Source organism: Kitasatospora sp. NPDC001664, from assembly GCF_053596675.1.
In genome coordinates this window covers 185,473-200,104 of sequence record NZ_JBSFGS010000009.1, presented here as the reverse complement: position 1 = coordinate 200,104, position 14,632 = coordinate 185,473, and the positions used below count along the sequence as shown (strand labels likewise).

14 protein-coding genes are annotated in these 14,632 nt (G+C 72.2%); 7 read left to right on the top strand and 7 right to left on the bottom strand.

Annotated features, from left to right (window positions below):
- Positions 1-6: 6 nt before the first annotated feature.
- Positions 7-648 (bottom strand): papain-like cysteine protease family protein, encoded by a 642-nt coding sequence (locus ACWCYY_RS15385; protein WP_345282049.1) that lies wholly within the window; start codon positions 646-648, stop codon positions 7-9.
- A gap of 251 nt (positions 649-899) precedes the next feature.
- On the opposite strand from ACWCYY_RS15385, the gene ACWCYY_RS15380 reads away from it, so the two are divergent.
- A complete protein-coding gene (locus ACWCYY_RS15380; RefSeq protein WP_345282047.1) occupies positions 900-1,832 on the top strand; it encodes a hypothetical protein in 933 nt (310 codons plus the stop codon).
- 172 nt (positions 1,833-2,004) lie between these two features.
- Here the strand turns inward: ACWCYY_RS15380 and ACWCYY_RS15375 are convergent, their stop codons facing one another.
- Both ACWCYY_RS15375 and ACWCYY_RS15370 read right to left on the bottom strand, forming a co-directional pair.
- A complete protein-coding gene (locus tag ACWCYY_RS15375) occupies positions 2,005-2,859 on the bottom strand; it encodes a GNAT family N-acetyltransferase (protein WP_449796275.1) in 855 nt (284 codons plus the stop codon).
- A gap of 27 nt (positions 2,860-2,886) precedes the next feature.
- On the bottom strand, positions 2,887-4,950 hold the full coding sequence (locus ACWCYY_RS15370) for a thioredoxin domain-containing protein (RefSeq protein ID WP_345282043.1): 2,064 nt from the start codon (positions 4,948-4,950) through the stop codon (positions 2,887-2,889).
- A 179-nt stretch (positions 4,951-5,129) separates the two neighbouring features.
- On the opposite strand from ACWCYY_RS15370, the gene ACWCYY_RS15365 reads away from it, so the two are divergent.
- The 3 genes from ACWCYY_RS15365 to ACWCYY_RS15355 are packed head-to-tail and all read left to right on the top strand — an operon-like array spanning position 5,130 to position 8,749.
- Positions 5,130-6,806, top strand: a complete 1,677-nt coding sequence (locus ACWCYY_RS15365) for an FAD-dependent monooxygenase (protein ID WP_449796274.1) — start codon at positions 5,130-5,132, stop codon at positions 6,804-6,806.
- Between the two features lie 56 nt (positions 6,807-6,862).
- Positions 6,863-7,279, top strand: a complete 417-nt coding sequence (locus ACWCYY_RS15360; protein ID WP_345282040.1) for a nuclear transport factor 2 family protein — start codon at positions 6,863-6,865, stop codon at positions 7,277-7,279.
- A gap of 12 nt (positions 7,280-7,291) precedes the next feature.
- Positions 7,292-8,749, top strand: a complete 1,458-nt coding sequence (locus ACWCYY_RS15355) for an MFS transporter (protein ID WP_449796273.1) — start codon at positions 7,292-7,294, stop codon at positions 8,747-8,749.
- A 100-nt stretch (positions 8,750-8,849) separates the two neighbouring features.
- Here the strand turns inward: ACWCYY_RS15355 and ACWCYY_RS15350 are convergent, their stop codons facing one another.
- The 4 genes from ACWCYY_RS15350 to ACWCYY_RS15335 form a co-directional block, all read right to left on the bottom strand.
- Positions 8,850-9,716, bottom strand: coding sequence for a helix-turn-helix transcriptional regulator (locus tag ACWCYY_RS15350; RefSeq protein WP_345282210.1), 867 nt, complete (start codon positions 9,714-9,716; stop codon positions 8,850-8,852).
- 224 nt (positions 9,717-9,940) lie between these two features.
- Positions 9,941-10,342 (bottom strand): carboxymuconolactone decarboxylase family protein, encoded by a 402-nt coding sequence (locus ACWCYY_RS15345; RefSeq protein ID WP_345282037.1) that lies wholly within the window; start codon positions 10,340-10,342, stop codon positions 9,941-9,943.
- Between the two features lie 30 nt (positions 10,343-10,372).
- On the bottom strand, positions 10,373-11,116 hold the full coding sequence (locus ACWCYY_RS15340; RefSeq protein WP_345282035.1) for a dienelactone hydrolase family protein: 744 nt from the start codon (positions 11,114-11,116) through the stop codon (positions 10,373-10,375).
- A 27-nt stretch (positions 11,117-11,143) separates the two neighbouring features.
- Positions 11,144-11,581 carry a hotdog fold thioesterase gene (locus ACWCYY_RS15335; RefSeq protein WP_449796272.1) on the bottom strand — a complete coding sequence of 146 codons (438 nt, stop codon included), beginning with the start codon at positions 11,579-11,581 and terminating at the stop codon, positions 11,144-11,146.
- A gap of 235 nt (positions 11,582-11,816) precedes the next feature.
- On the opposite strand from ACWCYY_RS15335, the gene ACWCYY_RS15330 reads away from it, so the two are divergent.
- The 3 genes from ACWCYY_RS15330 (at position 11,817) to ACWCYY_RS15320 (ending at position 14,610) form a co-directional block, all read left to right on the top strand.
- Positions 11,817-12,824: an AvrD family protein gene (locus ACWCYY_RS15330; protein ID WP_345282031.1), complete on the top strand. Its 1,008-nt coding sequence runs from the start codon at positions 11,817-11,819 to the stop codon at positions 12,822-12,824.
- Between the two features lie 61 nt (positions 12,825-12,885).
- Positions 12,886-13,599: an AAA family ATPase gene (locus tag ACWCYY_RS15325; RefSeq protein WP_449796271.1), complete on the top strand. Its 714-nt coding sequence runs from the start codon at positions 12,886-12,888 to the stop codon at positions 13,597-13,599.
- Positions 13,600-13,608: 9 nt separating this feature from the next.
- Complete coding sequence (locus ACWCYY_RS15320) at positions 13,609-14,610, top strand: beta-ketoacyl-ACP synthase III (RefSeq protein WP_449796270.1); 1,002 nt, start codon at positions 13,609-13,611, stop codon at positions 14,608-14,610.
- Positions 14,611-14,632 lie beyond the last annotated feature (22 nt).

The following is a 14,632-nucleotide window of genomic DNA, read 5'->3' as shown; positions in this document are numbered from 1 at the left end:
GTCTCCTCAGGCGCCGATCCGGTAGAGGGAGTGGGTCCAGGAGAACGTGTTGTTGTTGACGTAGTAGTTGTAGTCCGCCCAGTTGTAGCGGTAGTTGGAGGGCCACGGGTCGCCCCAGTAGACCCAGTTGTTGCCGGTGTCGTAGCCGTAGAGCACGTGCATGTGGCCGCCGCCGGAGGACCACTGGATCCGGGTCTCGATCGGCCGGTTGGCGTCGATCTCGGTCTGCACCGTGCTGTAGCGCAGGTACCCGGTCACGTAGGAGCCGGAGTTGATGCCGATGTAGCGCAGCGCCGTCTGCACGTTCCCCAGCGTGGCCTGGTTGTTGGGGCAGCTGGAGTTGATCGAGCGGTTGAACGCGGCGTTGCAGAACTGGTTCTGGCTGTAGGTGTAGCCGAAGTAGGTGGCGATGGTGTTGCCGCTCGCCGCCCAGCACCAGTTGTCCTGCTGCTGTTGCTGCATGGTGAGGTTGAGCTTGCGCACCCCGAGGGCGGTGACGGCGCCGGGTGCCTGGGCGGTGGCCGCCCGGGCCTGGGGAGCGGTGGCGGCCTGGGCCGGGGTGCCGGTGGCGGCCACCAGGGTGGGGGCGATGACGCCGAGCGCGAGTGCGGCGACCGCACGGCGCAGGCGGGTCCTGGAGATCTGCATGGGCTTCTCCTCCTTGCGTTCCCGCAGGAGAGGGGATGTGGGGGTACCGCGATGGGGCGCGGTGCAGTGAGCATCGGGCCATGACGGGAGCCGGTCAACGCACCTCGTCGGGGCCCGGACGGGGGTGTGAACGAGGCCCCGCACGGTGTGAACACGGCCGGCACCCCGCGCACGTCAACACGTCCGGACCGGTGACAACTCGCCACCGGCGTGTGAATATTCACGGTCAACCCGACAGACGGGAGCCCGCCGTGCAGCAGACCGTCCACCCCGAGCTCGCCACCGCCCTCCGCACCGGCCCGTTCCACCTCGCCCTGCGCGCCGCCATCGCGGCCCGCGGCCTCGCCCTCCACCGCCTGCGGCTGCACCTGGCCCAGCGCGGCGTCCAGGTCGGGGTGACCAGCCTGAGCTACTGGCAGCAGGGGCGGCGACGGCCCGAACGGCCCGAATCCCTGCGCGCCGTACGGATCCTGGAGGAGGTGCTGGAACTCCCCGAGCACTCCCTCACCCGCCTGCTCGGCCCCCGCCAGGCGGCACCGGCCGAGGCCGCCGGGCCCGCCACCCGCCCGTACCGGGACCTGATCGCACCGGCCGTCGCCGTGGACGGCCTGCTCGCCACCATCGCCTCACCGCCGGACACCGGCCTGCACACCATCACCCACATCGAACGGGTCCGGATCGGCGCCGACCGGCAGATGGTCCGCCGCGACTCCCAACACGCCCTGCGGGCGCACCGCGACGGGATCGACCGGTACCTGGCGCTCTACCAGGGGGATCCGGGGTGCGACATCGGGGTGGTGCGGGTGCGGGGTGAGGAGAACTGCCGGCCGGGGCGGGTCCGGCGCGACCCGGAGGCCGAACTGCTGGTCGCTGAACTGCTGTTGGACCGGCGGCTGCGGACCGGGGACACCCATCTGCTGGGGTACGGGTTCGACGACGCCCCGGCGGCGGAGCCGTCCACCGAGTACGTCCGCGGCTTCAACTCCGGCGCCGGGCAGTACGTCCTGCAGGTCACCTTCCATCCGGAGGCGCTGCCGGTCCGGTGCCACCGCTTCGCCAGCCGGGCGCCGGGCGAACCACCCTACGAGACGGAGGAGTTGACGCTGGACGGGCACCACTGCGTGCACCTGGTCGCCAGCTCGCTCAGCCCGTGCCTGCTCGGCATCCGCTGGGACTGGGAGTAGGCGCCACGCCGAGGAACGCCCCGCAGGGGCGCGAGGAACTGCGCGCGGGGGAACGGCAGCACGTGCAACTGGCTGACGTGCCCCGATCTAGCGCTGGTCCGCCTTCCGGACTCGCGCAGTTCCTCGCGCCCCTGGGGCCTCCGGCCCCGGAGCACGGCCACGTGGCGTCACCTCAGGCGAAGTCGATGGAGACGCAGTCCTCGACCGGCCGGTAGCCGAGCTTCTGGTAGATGGAGTTGCTGGTGGGGTTGGCCAGGTCGGTGTAGAGCAGCACCTCGGCCGCGCCGGCGGCGAGGGCGTGGGCGGAGCCGGCCGCGACGACGCCGCTGGCGTAACCGTGGCCCCGGTGCTGCGGCGGGGTATAGACGGGCCCGATCCGTGACATCCCGGCGAGGACGTCGCTGACCCCGGCGAAGGAGACCACCTCGCCCTGGTGCTCCCAGACGTGCAGGTGGCCGCGGGCGATCCGCCGCTCCACGGTGGGCCGGTGGTTCTCGCCCGGGATGCCGACCTCGGCCTCGGCGACGAAGGCGGCGAACCAGTCCGTCAGGAGGTCGGCCTCGTCCGGGGTGGCGAGCCGGACGGAGCCCTTCGGCAGCGGCGACGGGTCCGTCAGATCTCCGAGCCGGTAGAGCCGTTCGTTGCTGTTGACGCTGCTGCCGACCCCGGTCTCCCGCTCCCAGGCCTCGGCGAAGGCCCGGGCCGCGACGGTCTCGCCGCCGACCGCCGGCACCTCCCGCCGGTCGGCGCCGAGCGCCGTCGCCAGCTCGGCGGCCGCCTCGGGCGGCATGGTGCTGAGCCGGAGCGGGAACGGCGGCGTCCGGCAGAAGGCGCCGGCCACCGGTGCGTCCGGGGCCGGCCGCCACCAGCCGAACCACGGGTCGGCCTCGCCGAAGACGTGCAGGCCGCTCAGGGTCAGGTTGTGCACCAGGGTCAGCAGGACGGTGTTCCCGGCCGGATGGGCCGCCAGGAAATCGCCCGCGTGCGTCCGGAATTCGTCCAGGGAGGAGGAGAGGGTCCAGTTCATGCCGCATCCTCCCTGATCAGCGGCGCTTCACGCACCTCCATTACCGTCGGTCCGGGCCCCCACCTTGGCCGCCAGCTCGGCCGCCTGCGCCACCGGTGCCTCGCAGACGAAGTGGTGGCAGACGTACGCCCCCGCGGCCCCGCCCACCAGCGGCCGCCCGGCCAGCAGCGGCACCTCGGAGGAGCCGGGCTCCCCGACCGCGACCACGGCGCCCGGCGCGGTGCCGAGCAGCGCCGTCCGGTGCAGCAGCGCCCGCCCGGCGTCGCCCTCGGCGCCGACCACGGCCACCTCGCGCGGCCCGTCGGCCAGCGCCTCGGCGGCGGCCAGGCCCCACCCGACGAACCGCGGCGCCCGGCCGCCGAGCGCGCCGACGATGGCCAGCGCCCCCTCGGCCGCCGTGCGGTGCCGCTCGGAGCCGGTGTACGCGGCGTAGGTCAGCAGCGCCTGGGCGGCGGCCGTCCAGCCGGAGGGGGTGGCGTTGTCGGTCGGGTCCTGCGGGCGGCGGATCAGCTGCTCGGCGTCGTCGGCGGTGTCGTAGAGCGCGCCCGACGCCTCGTCGCGGAAGTGCGCCAGCACCGTGTCCAGCAGCCCGCCCGCCAGCCCGAGCCACTCGGCCCCGCCGGTCACCGCGTAGAGCGCGAGGAAGCCCTCGGCGGTGTCCGCGTAGTCCTCCAGCACGCCCGCGTTGGCCCCGGCCCGGCCGTCCCGGGAGGTGCGCAGCAGCCGGCCGTCCTCGCCGAGGTGCACGGTGATCAGCAGGTCGGCGGCGCGTTCGGCGGCCTCGACCAGGTCGGGCCGCTCCAGCAGGGCGCCGGTCTCGGCCAGCGCGGCGATGGCCAGGCCGTTCCAGGCCGCCACCACCTTGTCGTCCCGGGCCGGGGCCGGACGCTTCAGCCGGGCCTCGTACAGCGCCGTCCGGATCCGGTCGTGGGCGACCTCGTCCACCGGGTCGGAGAGCAGCTGGAGCACCGAACTCCCGTGCTCGAAGGTGCCCTCCGCCGTCACCTCGAACAGCACCGCGGCCAGCGCCCCGTCCTCCTCCCCCAGCACCTCGGCCAGCTGCTGCGGGGTCCACGCGTAGTAGGCGCCCTCGGCGTTCTCGCCGCTCGCCGCGTCCAGGCTGTCCGCGTCCAGCGCGGAGGCGAACCCGCCCTCGGGGGTGCGGAGTTCGCGCAGCAGGAAGTCCGCGGTCTCCAGCGCGATGCGGCGCGGCAGGACGTCGCCGGTGGTCCGCCACAGGTGCAGGTAGGCGCGGAGCAGCAGGGCGTTGTCGTAGAGCATCTTCTCGAAGTGCGGCACCACCCAGCGGTTGTCCACCGCGTAGCGGGCGAAGCCGCCGCCGAGCTGGTCGTAGATCCCGCCGCGGGCCATCGCCTCGCAGCTGTGCCCGGCCATCGCGAGCGCCTCGGCCGAACCGGTCCGGGCGTGGTGGCGCAGCAGGAACTCGATCGCCATCGACGGCGGGAACTTGGGTGCCCCGCCGAAGCCGCCCCACTTCTCGTCGTACGAGCGCCCCAGCTCGGCCACCGCGGCCGCCAGCCCCTCGGCCCCGGGCGCCTCGTGCACCCCGCTGCCGACCCCGTACACCGAGGCGCGCTCCGCCAGGTCGGCCCGGATCCGGGCGGCCACCTCGCCGACCTCGTCCCGGCGGTCCCGCCAGGCGGAGTTCACCCCCTCCAGCACCTGCCGGAAGCCCGGCAGGCCGTGCCGGGGCTTCGGCGGGAAGTACGTCCCGAAGTAGAAGGGCTCCTGACCGGGCGTCAGGAAGACCGTCATCGGCCACCCGCCCTGCCCGGTGGCCGCCTGCACCGCCTCCATGTAGACGGCGTCCACGTCCGGCCGCTCCTCGCGGTCCACCTTGACGGCCACGAAGTGTTCGTTGGCGTACTCCGCCACCGACTCGTCCTCGAAGGACTCGTGGGCCATCACGTGGCACCAGTGGCAGGCCGCGTAGCCGACGCTGAGCAGCACCGGCACCCCGCGCCGCTCCGCCTCCTCGAAGGCCTCCGGCCCCCAGGGCCACCAGTCGACCGGATTGTCGGCGTGCTGCAGCAGGTACGGCGAGGTCGCGTCCGCGAGACGGTTCGGCATGGCCCCATCCTTGCGCATCGGGTGCCCTCCGCGTCGAACCTGGTGGTGCGGATACCCCTCTCAATACACATATGGACGCCCTTCTGACGGCCCGTTAGCGTCCTCATCGTGCATATCCGTTAATTCGAAAAAGCACCCCGGAAGTGCGTCCCTCGCGATCCATGATGTGGCGGTGTGAAATGTCCCAGGACGGCAAGCGGAATCGAGGAGCCGGTATCCGGCCGGCGTTCGGCGGCGAACCGGAAGTACTGATCGTCGGCGGTGGCCCCGTCGGTCTGGTGCTCGGCTGTGAACTTCTCCAGCAGGGCGTCGGGGTCAGGGTGGTGGAGCGGCGGCCGAGCCCGCGGGGCAGTGCCGGTCTGCATTCGCGGGCCATCCTGATCTGGCCCCGGATACTCGAGCAGTTGCGCCGGGTCGGCGTCAGCGAACGGCTGGTCGAGGCCGGGCACGTGCTCCCCGCGGTGGACTACTTCGCCGAGGGCCGCCCGCGCGGCTCGGTGCGGATGGACCGGCTGCCCGACACCCCCTACCCCTTCGTCCTGACGCTGGCCCAGGGCGAGACCGAGGAGATCCTCCGGTCCCGGCTCACCGAGCTGGGCGGGGTGGTCGAGTACGAGACCGCCCTGGAGGGGCTGGAGCACGGCACGGCCGACGACGACCGGCCGAAGGTCAGGCTGCGGCGGGCGGACGGCACCGAGGAGACCGTCGTCCCGCAGTACCTGGTGGGTGCCGACGGCGCCGGCAGCACCCTGCGCGAGCTGCTCGGCATCGCCTTCGACCCCGAACCGATCGACGTCAGCTACGCGATCGGCGACTTCGCGATCAGCGGAGGGGTGCCGCACAGCGTGCAGTACTACTACTCGCCGAACGGCATCGCGGTGGTGGTGCCGCTGAAGAACGGGCTCTACCGCCTGGCGGGCAACGTGCCGCACCGCGGCGAGGAGGCCGGCCCGCCGACCCTGGAGCTGTTCCAGAACATGCTGCGCCAGCGGGCCCGGCTCTCGGTCCGGCTCGCCGAGCCGCTGTGGACCAGCTCCTTCCGGCCGCGCTGCGGCGTGGTGCACCAGTACCGCAGCGGCCGGTGCTTCCTGGCCGGCGACGCCGCGCACGTGGTCAGCCCGGCGGGCGGCCAGGGGATGAACCTGGGCCTGCAGGACGCCGTGAACCTCGGCTGGAAGCTGGGCGGGGTGCTCCGCGGGCAGCTGGACCACTCGATCCTGAACACCTACCACCCCGAGCGCAGCGCCGCCGCCGAGCGGGTCGGCCGGGCCGCTGCCACCCAGATCCGCTACGGCACGGTGCGCGGCGCCTTCAAGGTCGGCCTGCGGGACAACCTGTTCCACGCCTCCCACTACGCGGGCGTGCTGCAGCGGGGCATGGCGCCGCTGCTCGCCCAGACCGACTTCACCTACGGCCGCCAGCCGCTCGGAGTGACCGGCTGGGGCGTGCGCCGGCCGGCCCAGGAGGGCGACCGGCTCCCGCTCTTCGCCGGGCCCGCGGCCCTGGCCGGTCTGCCCGTCCTCGACCTGGAGCAGTACACCGTGCTGCTCTGGCCGGGCCGCCGCGCGGACCGGGACTGGGCGGCCGAGGCGGCCGTGCTGCGGCAGCGGCTGGCCGACCTGGCGCCGGTGCACGACCTGTCCACCGTCTTCGGCCGGGCGCACACCTGGCTGCTGGACGCCCTCGGCAGCGCCCCGGCGCTGGCCGTGGTGCGCCCGGACGGCCACCTGGCCCTGCGCACGGGGCCCGGCCGGCCCGAGCAGGTGGCCGCCTTCCTGGCCGAGCAGCGCCCGGGCGCCGCCCTGCTGCGCGGGGAGCTCGCCGCACGCCCGGCCGACGCCGCACTTCTCACCTGACCCGACGTCACCCGAACCTTCACCGACCAGCGACGAGTAGCAAGAGGAGCACAGCCGTGTCCGAGAACGCCACCACCGTGCGCGGGACCGCCGAGACCGTCCAGGAGTTCTTCAACCGCTTCGGGGCCGGTGACCGCACCGGCATGCTGGAGCTGTTCGCCGAGACCACCGACTTCGAGGTCCCCGGGGCGCCGACCGTGCCGTGGACCGGACAGCGGTCGACCCACGGGCAGATCGCGGAGTTCATCCGCAGCGCGACGGAGGACGTCGCCACCAAGGCCTTCAACGTCGACCACATCCTGGTGGACGGTCAGCACGCCGTCGTACTAGGCGACTTCGCGCACGAGGTGCTGAGCACCGGCAAGGTCTTCGCGAGCCGGTTCGCCCTGCACGTCACGGTCACCGACGGCCTGATCACCACCTACCGGATGTACGAGAACAGCGTCGCGGCGGCCTTCGCCTTCGCCGGCTGAGGGGGACCCACCATGTCGACCACCGACCAGAGCGTCGTCGCGCCCGCGGCGGCCGGCGACCGACTCGACGGCAGGCAGCGCTGGCTGCTCGTCCTGCTCCTCGGAGCCCAGTTCCTGATCGCGCTGGACTTCTCGATCCTCAACGTGGCCCTGCCGGACATCGGCACGGGCATGGGCTTCAGCCCGGAGAACCTGCAGTGGGTCGTGACGCTGTTCGCGCTCAGCTCGGCCGGCTTCACCCTGCTGTTCGGCCGGGTGGCCGAGATCGCCGGACGGCGCAACGTGTTCATGGGCGGCATGGTGGTGCTCGCACTCGCCTCGCTGACCGGCGGCCTGGCCGACTCCCAGACCGTCCTGCTGGTGGCCCGGGTCGCGCAGGGCCTGGGCACGGCCGCGGTCGCGCCCACCGCCATGGCGCTGCTCACCACCTCCTTCCCCGAAGGCCCGGCCCGGCAGCGGGCGTTGGGCCTGAGCGGTGCGCTGCTCTCGGCCGGCTTCACCACCGGAGCGGTCGCCGGCGGCCTGCTCACCGGCCTGGTGAGCTGGCGCTGGGCGTTCCTGATCAACATCCCGGTCTGCGTCGCGGTGCTGGCCGTCGCCCCGGGGCTGATCTCCGACCGCAGCCGCGGCGGGCGGGCCCGGCTGGACGTGCCCGGAGCGGTCACCGTCACCGGTGGCCTGCTCGCGCTGAGCTACGGCGTCACCTCGGGCGGGCACGAGGGCTTCGGCAGCACCACCACACTCGTCTCGCTCGCGGCCGCGGTCGTGCTGCTGGGGGCGTTCTGGGCGGTGGAGCTGCGCCAGGAGCAGCCGCTGGTGTCGCTGCGGGTGCTCGCCCGGCCCACCGTGAAGTGGGGCAACCTCGGCGGGCTGATCACCTTCACGATGTTCAGCGCCGTCATCTTCCTGATGACGCTCTACCTCCAGCAGGTGCTGGACTACTCGCCGCTGGTCACCGGCCTGGCCTTCGGCCTCCAGGGCGCGGCCGCCTTCTTCGCCGGTCTGCTGGCCGGCCCGCTGATCAGTCGGCTCGGCGGCAGCCGGGTCACCCTGGTGGGCGGCCTGGTGGTGCAGTCGGCCGTGACGGCCTCGCTCTTCCTGGTCGGCGCGGACCGCTCGTGGATGGTCCTGGTCCTGGTCGCGACCACGGTCGGCGGCTTCGCCCACGTGCTGAGCGTGGTCTCCTTCATGGTGACCAGCACCTCGGGGCTGGACGACGAGGAGCAGGGCCTGGCCACCGGCCTCGCCACCCTGACCCAGCAGGTGGGCATCACCCTGGGCATCCCGGTGATGAGCGCGGTCGCCACCGCGCGCACCGAGGCGCTCTCCGGCCGGACCCCCGAGCAGGCGATGCTGGGCGGGACGACGCTGGCCCTGCTGGTGGACGCGGCGATCGTGCTGGTCGCGGCCGTGGTCATCGGGCTGGCGCTGCGGCGGGTGGCCCCCGGGGCGGCTGCGGCCACCGACTGACGCGCCGTCACGCCGCCGCGTCCGGAAGGACGGAACGACCCGGAACCGGTTGCCCGGTTCCGGGTCGTTCCGTCGTTCTGTTCTGTTCCGTTCCGTTCCGTCAACCGTCCCAGTCCGCCAGGGGCTCGTCGCCCTGCGCGGCCCGCAGCAGCCTCTGGAGCTTCTGGGTGGTCTGCGAGGTCCTGCGCGGGACGTGCAGGATCAGCTGCACGTTCTCGTTGGCGGCGAGGTTCCAGTGGTGGACGTCGAAGCTGAGCCGGCCGACCATCGGGTGGTCGATCTCCTTGAGCCGGTGGTCGGCGTCCAGCACCTCGTGGCTGTGCCAGAGCCGCCGGAACTCCTCGCTCCGCTCCTGCAGCGACTCCACCAGGGCCTCCAACTGCGGATCGCCGAAGTGCTCCGCCATGCTGGCCCGGAACTTGGCCACCGTGACCCGGGCCAGCTCGTCGGAGTCGACGTACCGCGAGCGCGAGATCCGGTCGGTGAAGTAGACCTCCAGCAGGTTGGTGTTGAACTCGCCGAACCCGAAGACCTCGTAGACCGCCGCGTTGACGGCCAGGACGTTCCAGAACTTGTCGAGGATGAAGGCCGGGTTCGGCAGCCACTCGTCCACCACGTGGGCCAGCCGCATCTGGTCCAGCACGCCCTCGGCGGAGGTGTCCTTGGCCACCCGCGGCATCCCTGCCAGCTTGAACAGGTAGTCCTCCTCCGTGGCGTTCAGGCACAGCGCACGGCTGATCGCCCTGACCACGGACTCGGAGACGTTGATGTCGCGCCCCTGCTCCACCCAGGTGTACCAGGAGGTGCCGACGCCGGCCCGGACCGCCACCTCCTCCCGCCTCAGCCCGGGAGTACGTCTTCGGCTCGACGGTGCGAAGCCCAGTTCGTCGGGGGACAGTCTGGCGCGACGACCGCGTAAGAACTGCCCTAATTCCTGCAAGCGCCTCTGCTGCCCAACCCCCGTCATCCCACTCATGGCTTCGATGCTTGCCGCAACCTGACGGTGTGTCAAGCAATGTTTTGGCAATGACGGCGGTATCGGCTAGGGGATCAGGCGCTTTATCGTGCGGAAACATTCAGAAGTGAACCACGGGCAAATCGAAGCGAAGTCTCCACTCTCTTTAATAGTGTCATATATACGACAAAACCCGCACTCGACGAGTGCGGGTTCTGCGGGCGGACGGAGCCGGCTCAGCCGGCGGGGACGGGCAGCAGCCCCTGCTCGGCCAGCACCTTCCGCACCACGGCGACGCCGTTGAAGGTGCGCGGGAAGCCGACGAAGACCAGACAGTGCAGGACCGTCTCCACGATCTCCTGCGGGGTGGCCCCCACTTCGAGGGCGACCTTGGTGTGGAACGAGAGCTGGGGCTCGCAGTCGCCGAGCGCCAGCAGCGAGGCCAGGGTCAGGAGTTGACGCTGCTTCGGGTCGAGCCCGGGCCTGCTGTAGACGTCCCCGAACGCGAACTCCGCGACGTACCGGCCCAGATCGGGCGCCACGTCACTCAGGGCGTCGAAGATCACCTGGGCGTCGCCGCCGATCTCCGCGAGCTTGGCGACCCCGCGCTCGAACCGCTCGCCGGGGGGCTGCGTCATGATCGCTCTCCAAGGGTGAGGCGCCGGAGGTCAGTTGGCCACGGCGGCGTGGCGGGCGGTGAAGTCCAGGATCCGGCCCCAGGCGTCGGTGCAGGCCTCCTGCCACTCGGCGAAGCCCCGGTCGAAGAAGGAGTGCGGGGCACCCTCGTAGACCTGGCTCTCGTAGGTCTTGCCGGCCTTCTCCAGGGCGCCGGTGAAGGCGTCGAACTCCTCCGGCGTGGTGGCCACGTCGCTGCCGGCGATGAGCAGCAGCAGCGGCACCTCCATGCCGTCGACCGCGTCCTCGACCAGCTTGGGCTGGCCGTAGAAGCCGATGGTGCCCGCCAGGCCCAGGCCGGCCGCCGACAGGCGCCAGGACTGGCTGCCGCCGAAGCAGAAGCCGACCGTGAAGACCGGGCCCGGGGCGGTCTCGGCCAGGTGCGCGACGGCCGCCTTGACGTCCAGCGCGACCTCGTCGGGCTGCACCAGCGGCAGGTACTGCTGCCAGTCGAACTCGTCGTCCCGCGCGCCGATGCCGGCCGTGCGGCCGTAGTAGTCGAGCGCCAGCACGGTGAACCCGGCCTCGGCGAAGCGCTGTGCCAGCTCCCGGTAGTACGGGTGCACGCCCCGGACGTCCGGGAGGATGACGACGCTGCGGCCGTTGGGCTCGGCCGGCACCGCGCGGTAGGCCTCGAAGACGTTGCCGTCCTCGGTGGTCAGCCGGACGATGCCGTGCTCGGCGACCTCACCCGGGTTCTCGATGCCCGGCGGACGGCTGTCGGTGGGGTGGCACATGGTGAACTGCCTTTCGATGATGGGTGGTTACCGCCCCTGGACGGGGAGGCCACGGGGCCCGGCCGCCGCGCTGACGGCGCAGGTGAGGCGAGCGGTGGAGCTGAGCTTTCCGGTGTGGTCGCTGATCTCGATCCCGTACGTGGCGTGCGCCCCCGCTTCGTGCAGAGGGCGGCAGACGCCGGTGACCAGCCCGCTCGACGCCCAGCGGTGGTGGGTGACCGACAGGTCGAGGCCCACCACGCTGCCGCCGGGGCCGGCGTGCAGCCAGGCCGCCACCGAGCCGAGCGTCTCGGCCAGCACGGCGTTGGCGCCGCCGTGCAGGATCCCGACCGGTTGGCGGTTGCCCCGGACCGGCATCGTGCCGATCACCAGGCCCGGTTCGCAGCGCAGGATCTCGATGCCCAGACGTGTGACGAGCTGCTCGTCCGCGTACTCCGGCAGGACCGCGACCGGCCCTAGCGACATCGCTGGCACAACCACCTCCGGAACGCGGGAGCCGATGCGAACGACCCTAGCGGCAAAAGCAGTTGGAATACGGCCCGGTGCGTAGTGGCCTCAAGGGTGGTACTGGCAGTAACAGCATCAGCACCTATGTGCCTCGCAGAACTTTTCTCGTGTTAGCTTTCGAATCAGCGGTCGCCGGCCGGATTTCCGCTCCGGTGGCCCGCCATGCGCACCGGCATTTTCATGGGGGAAAAACATGCCTGGAACCGCAGTTCACCTCGATTCGGTGGACGACTACCTCGGACCGGCCGAGAAGAGATTCTTCGGCGCCGGATTCCGCCGCGTCGAATACGACTACCAACCCGTCTCGGTCCGGTCCCTGGCCGACGGCAGCGTGATGCTGCACACCCTGCTCGGCGTGGCCTATCCCGCCGACTGGTCCCGCAAGGGCCGCAGCGCCGACCTCCGGCCGCACCTGAGCACCGTGGACGGTCTGATCACCGCGGTGCAGCTGAGCGAACTGACGCTCACCCACTCCTTCGGGCTGTCGGCCGCCGACCGCCGCCGGATGCTGGTCCGGTCCGTGCGGATCAAGGCCGGCACCACCCCGGACGAGGAGCTCGGGCGGCTCCAGGTGACGACCCGTCTGCTGACCAGCGTCACGGACCCGGCGGCGCTGAACGGCCAGTCCTCGGTCCTGGAGACCCGCCTCGGCGGCATGCGGGTGCGCTGCGAGATCGACCACGCCGCCGTCGGCCGCCCGCTCGGGCGCTCCGTCGGCCGGGCCCGCTACGCCGGCCCGGACAGCCTGCTCGGCCCGGCCGAGGAGCGCTACTACGGCACCGGCTTCGCCCGGCAGGCGCACGCGCTGCGCCGGGTCCTCGTCGAGCCGGAGCGGCTGCGGGCCGAGGCCGGGGTGCACATCGCCCGCGCCGGGCTGGTCGCCGACCAGGGCATCGAGGGCCGCTACCAGCCCTTCCTGGGCATGGTCGACAGCTTCGTGGTGAGCCTGCAGCTCGGACAGGTCCTGCTCTACGAGCTGGACGGCACCGAGCGCGGCGCCAGCAACACGCTGTGGATGCGCGGCACCGAGATCGTCGCGGCGCCGGTGCCCCAGGTGTGCAGCGACGGCGCGGCGGCCGTCACCCGGCTGGAGAACGCCCAACTGCTGGAGCGCCCCGACGGCGTCTGGCGGACCGCGGACGTGGTCGGCGTGCTCGGCGGGGTCACCACCCGCTGCTCCGTGACCCACCGCCTCCCCTGAACGACCCTGCCCCGTACGGCAGTCGACACCCTTTCCACGACCGGATCACCAGGAGGACCTCATGCGCATCGCGATCTCCGGCACCTACTCGTCCGGCAAGACCTTCACCTCGTACGCCCTGTCCCACCTCACCGGCATCCCGCGGACCCGCGCCCGCACCATGCGCGAGCTGCTGCCCGAGGCCGTCCCCGGCAAGACCCTGGAGCAGTGCACCGCCGCCGAGTTGGTGCAGCTGATCGTGCGCCGGCACTCGGAGCGCGCGGTCTTCGAGAGCCGCTTCGGCGACGCCTTCATCTCCGACGGCACCTCGCTGCAGGAGTGGATCTACGGCTCGGTCCGGGTGATCGTCGGCATCAACCCGAACGCCTCGCTCCACCTCGGCGAGCTGGAGAGCGTCGACCGCACCCCGGAGATCAAGGTCTTCGACGAGGTGATGGCGCAGCTCGGCGTGTACTTCAAGCAGCACGTCCAGCAGACCTACGACGTCTTCGTCCACCTGCCGAACGAGCTGACGCTGGCCAAGGACGGCCACCGTCCGGTCAACGAGCGCTTCCGCTCGATGGCCGACGAGCGGCTGCTGGAGATGGCCGCCGAACTCGGCATCCCGGCGCACATCGTGGGCGGCACGATCCCCGAGCGCCTGGAGCGGATCCTCGAGGTCTTCGGCCTGCAGCCGAAGATGGGCATCGAGGAGGCGATCGAGCTCGCACAGCGCGAGTACCAGGCGGTCGACATGACCATCGAGTCCGACCGCGCCTCCGTCATCGTCCGCTGAGCACCGGCGATGCGGAGAACGGGGATCGTCGCGGGGATCGGATCGGCCGTCCCCGCGCGGACAGTGACCAACCATCAGCTGGCGGAGCGGATGGACACCTCCGACCAGTGGATCCGGAGCCGGACCGGGATCGCCGAGCGCCGGGTGATCGAACCCGGCACCTCGACCGGTGACCTGGCCGTCGAGGCCGGCCTGCGCGCGCTGCGCTCGGCGGGCACCGACCGGGTGGACGCGGTGGTACTGGCCACCGCGACACCGGACCACCAAGTGCCCGCCACCGCACCCGCGGTGGCGGCCCGGCTGGACCTGCCGGGGGTGCCGGCGTACGACGTGTCGGCGGTCTGCACCGGCTTCCTGTACGGGCTCTCCAGCGGCCTGGGCCTGATCGCCCAGGAAGCGGCCGACACGGTGCTGGTGATCGGTGCGGACGCCTTCACCACCATCATCGACCCGACGGACCGCAACACGGCACCCATCTTCGGCGACGGCGCCGGGGCCGTGGTGCTCCGCGCGGGCGCCCCGGACGAGCCGGGCGCGGTGGCCGCCATGGAGCTGGGGAGCGACGGCCGGCTCGCCGAGCTGATCATCGTCCCGGCCGGCGGCTCCCGGCAGCGCTCCTCGGGCGTGCCGGCCGCACCCGGGGACCACTTCATGCTGATGCAGGGCCGCGAGGTCTTCAAGCACGCCGTGGTGCGGATGACCGACTCCGCCCGGAGCGTGCTGGCCCGGGCCGGGTGGCCGCTGGACTCGGTCGACCTGCTGGTCGGCCACCAGGCCAACGCCCGGATCCTGCACTCGGTGGCCGAGCAGCTCGGCCTGCCGCCGGAGCGGGCGTTCCTCAACCTCGACCGCTACGGCAACACCGCGGCCGGATCCATCCCGCTGGCCCTGCACGAGGCGGCCGCGACCGGCGTGCTCAAGCCGGGCGACCGGGTGCTGACCGCCGCCTTCGGCGCCGGCACCACCTGGGGTGCGGCCTGCCTGACCTGGCCGGACGTCAGCGCCGGCTGACCGCACGGCACTTCGGACAGCG

Coding starts and splice junctions, on each gene's coding strand:
- ACWCYY_RS15385 (WP_345282049.1), bottom strand. CDS start 648: ATGCAGATCTCCAGGACCCGCCTGCGCCGTGCGGTCGCCGCACTCGCG.
- ACWCYY_RS15375 (WP_449796275.1), bottom strand. CDS start 2,859: ATGAACTGGACCCTCTCCTCCTCCCTGGACGAATTCCGGACGCACGCG.
- ACWCYY_RS15370 (WP_345282043.1), bottom strand. CDS start 4,950: ATGCCGAACCGTCTCGCGGACGCGACCTCGCCGTACCTGCTGCAGCAC.
- ACWCYY_RS15365 (WP_449796274.1), top strand. CDS start 5,130: ATGTCCCAGGACGGCAAGCGGAATCGAGGAGCCGGTATCCGGCCGGCG.
- ACWCYY_RS15355 (WP_449796273.1), top strand. CDS start 7,292: ATGTCGACCACCGACCAGAGCGTCGTCGCGCCCGCGGCGGCCGGCGAC.
- ACWCYY_RS15350 (WP_345282210.1), bottom strand. CDS start 9,716: ATGACGGGGGTTGGGCAGCAGAGGCGCTTGCAGGAATTAGGGCAGTTC.
- ACWCYY_RS15345 (WP_345282037.1), bottom strand. CDS start 10,342: ATGACGCAGCCCCCCGGCGAGCGGTTCGAGCGCGGGGTCGCCAAGCTC.
- ACWCYY_RS15340 (WP_345282035.1), bottom strand. CDS start 11,116: ATGTGCCACCCCACCGACAGCCGTCCGCCGGGCATCGAGAACCCGGGT.
- ACWCYY_RS15335 (WP_449796272.1), bottom strand. CDS start 11,581: ATGTCGCTAGGGCCGGTCGCGGTCCTGCCGGAGTACGCGGACGAGCAG.
- ACWCYY_RS15330 (WP_345282031.1), top strand. CDS start 11,817: ATGCCTGGAACCGCAGTTCACCTCGATTCGGTGGACGACTACCTCGGA.
- ACWCYY_RS15325 (WP_449796271.1), top strand. CDS start 12,886: ATGCGCATCGCGATCTCCGGCACCTACTCGTCCGGCAAGACCTTCACC.
- ACWCYY_RS15320 (WP_449796270.1), top strand. CDS start 13,609: ATGCGGAGAACGGGGATCGTCGCGGGGATCGGATCGGCCGTCCCCGCG.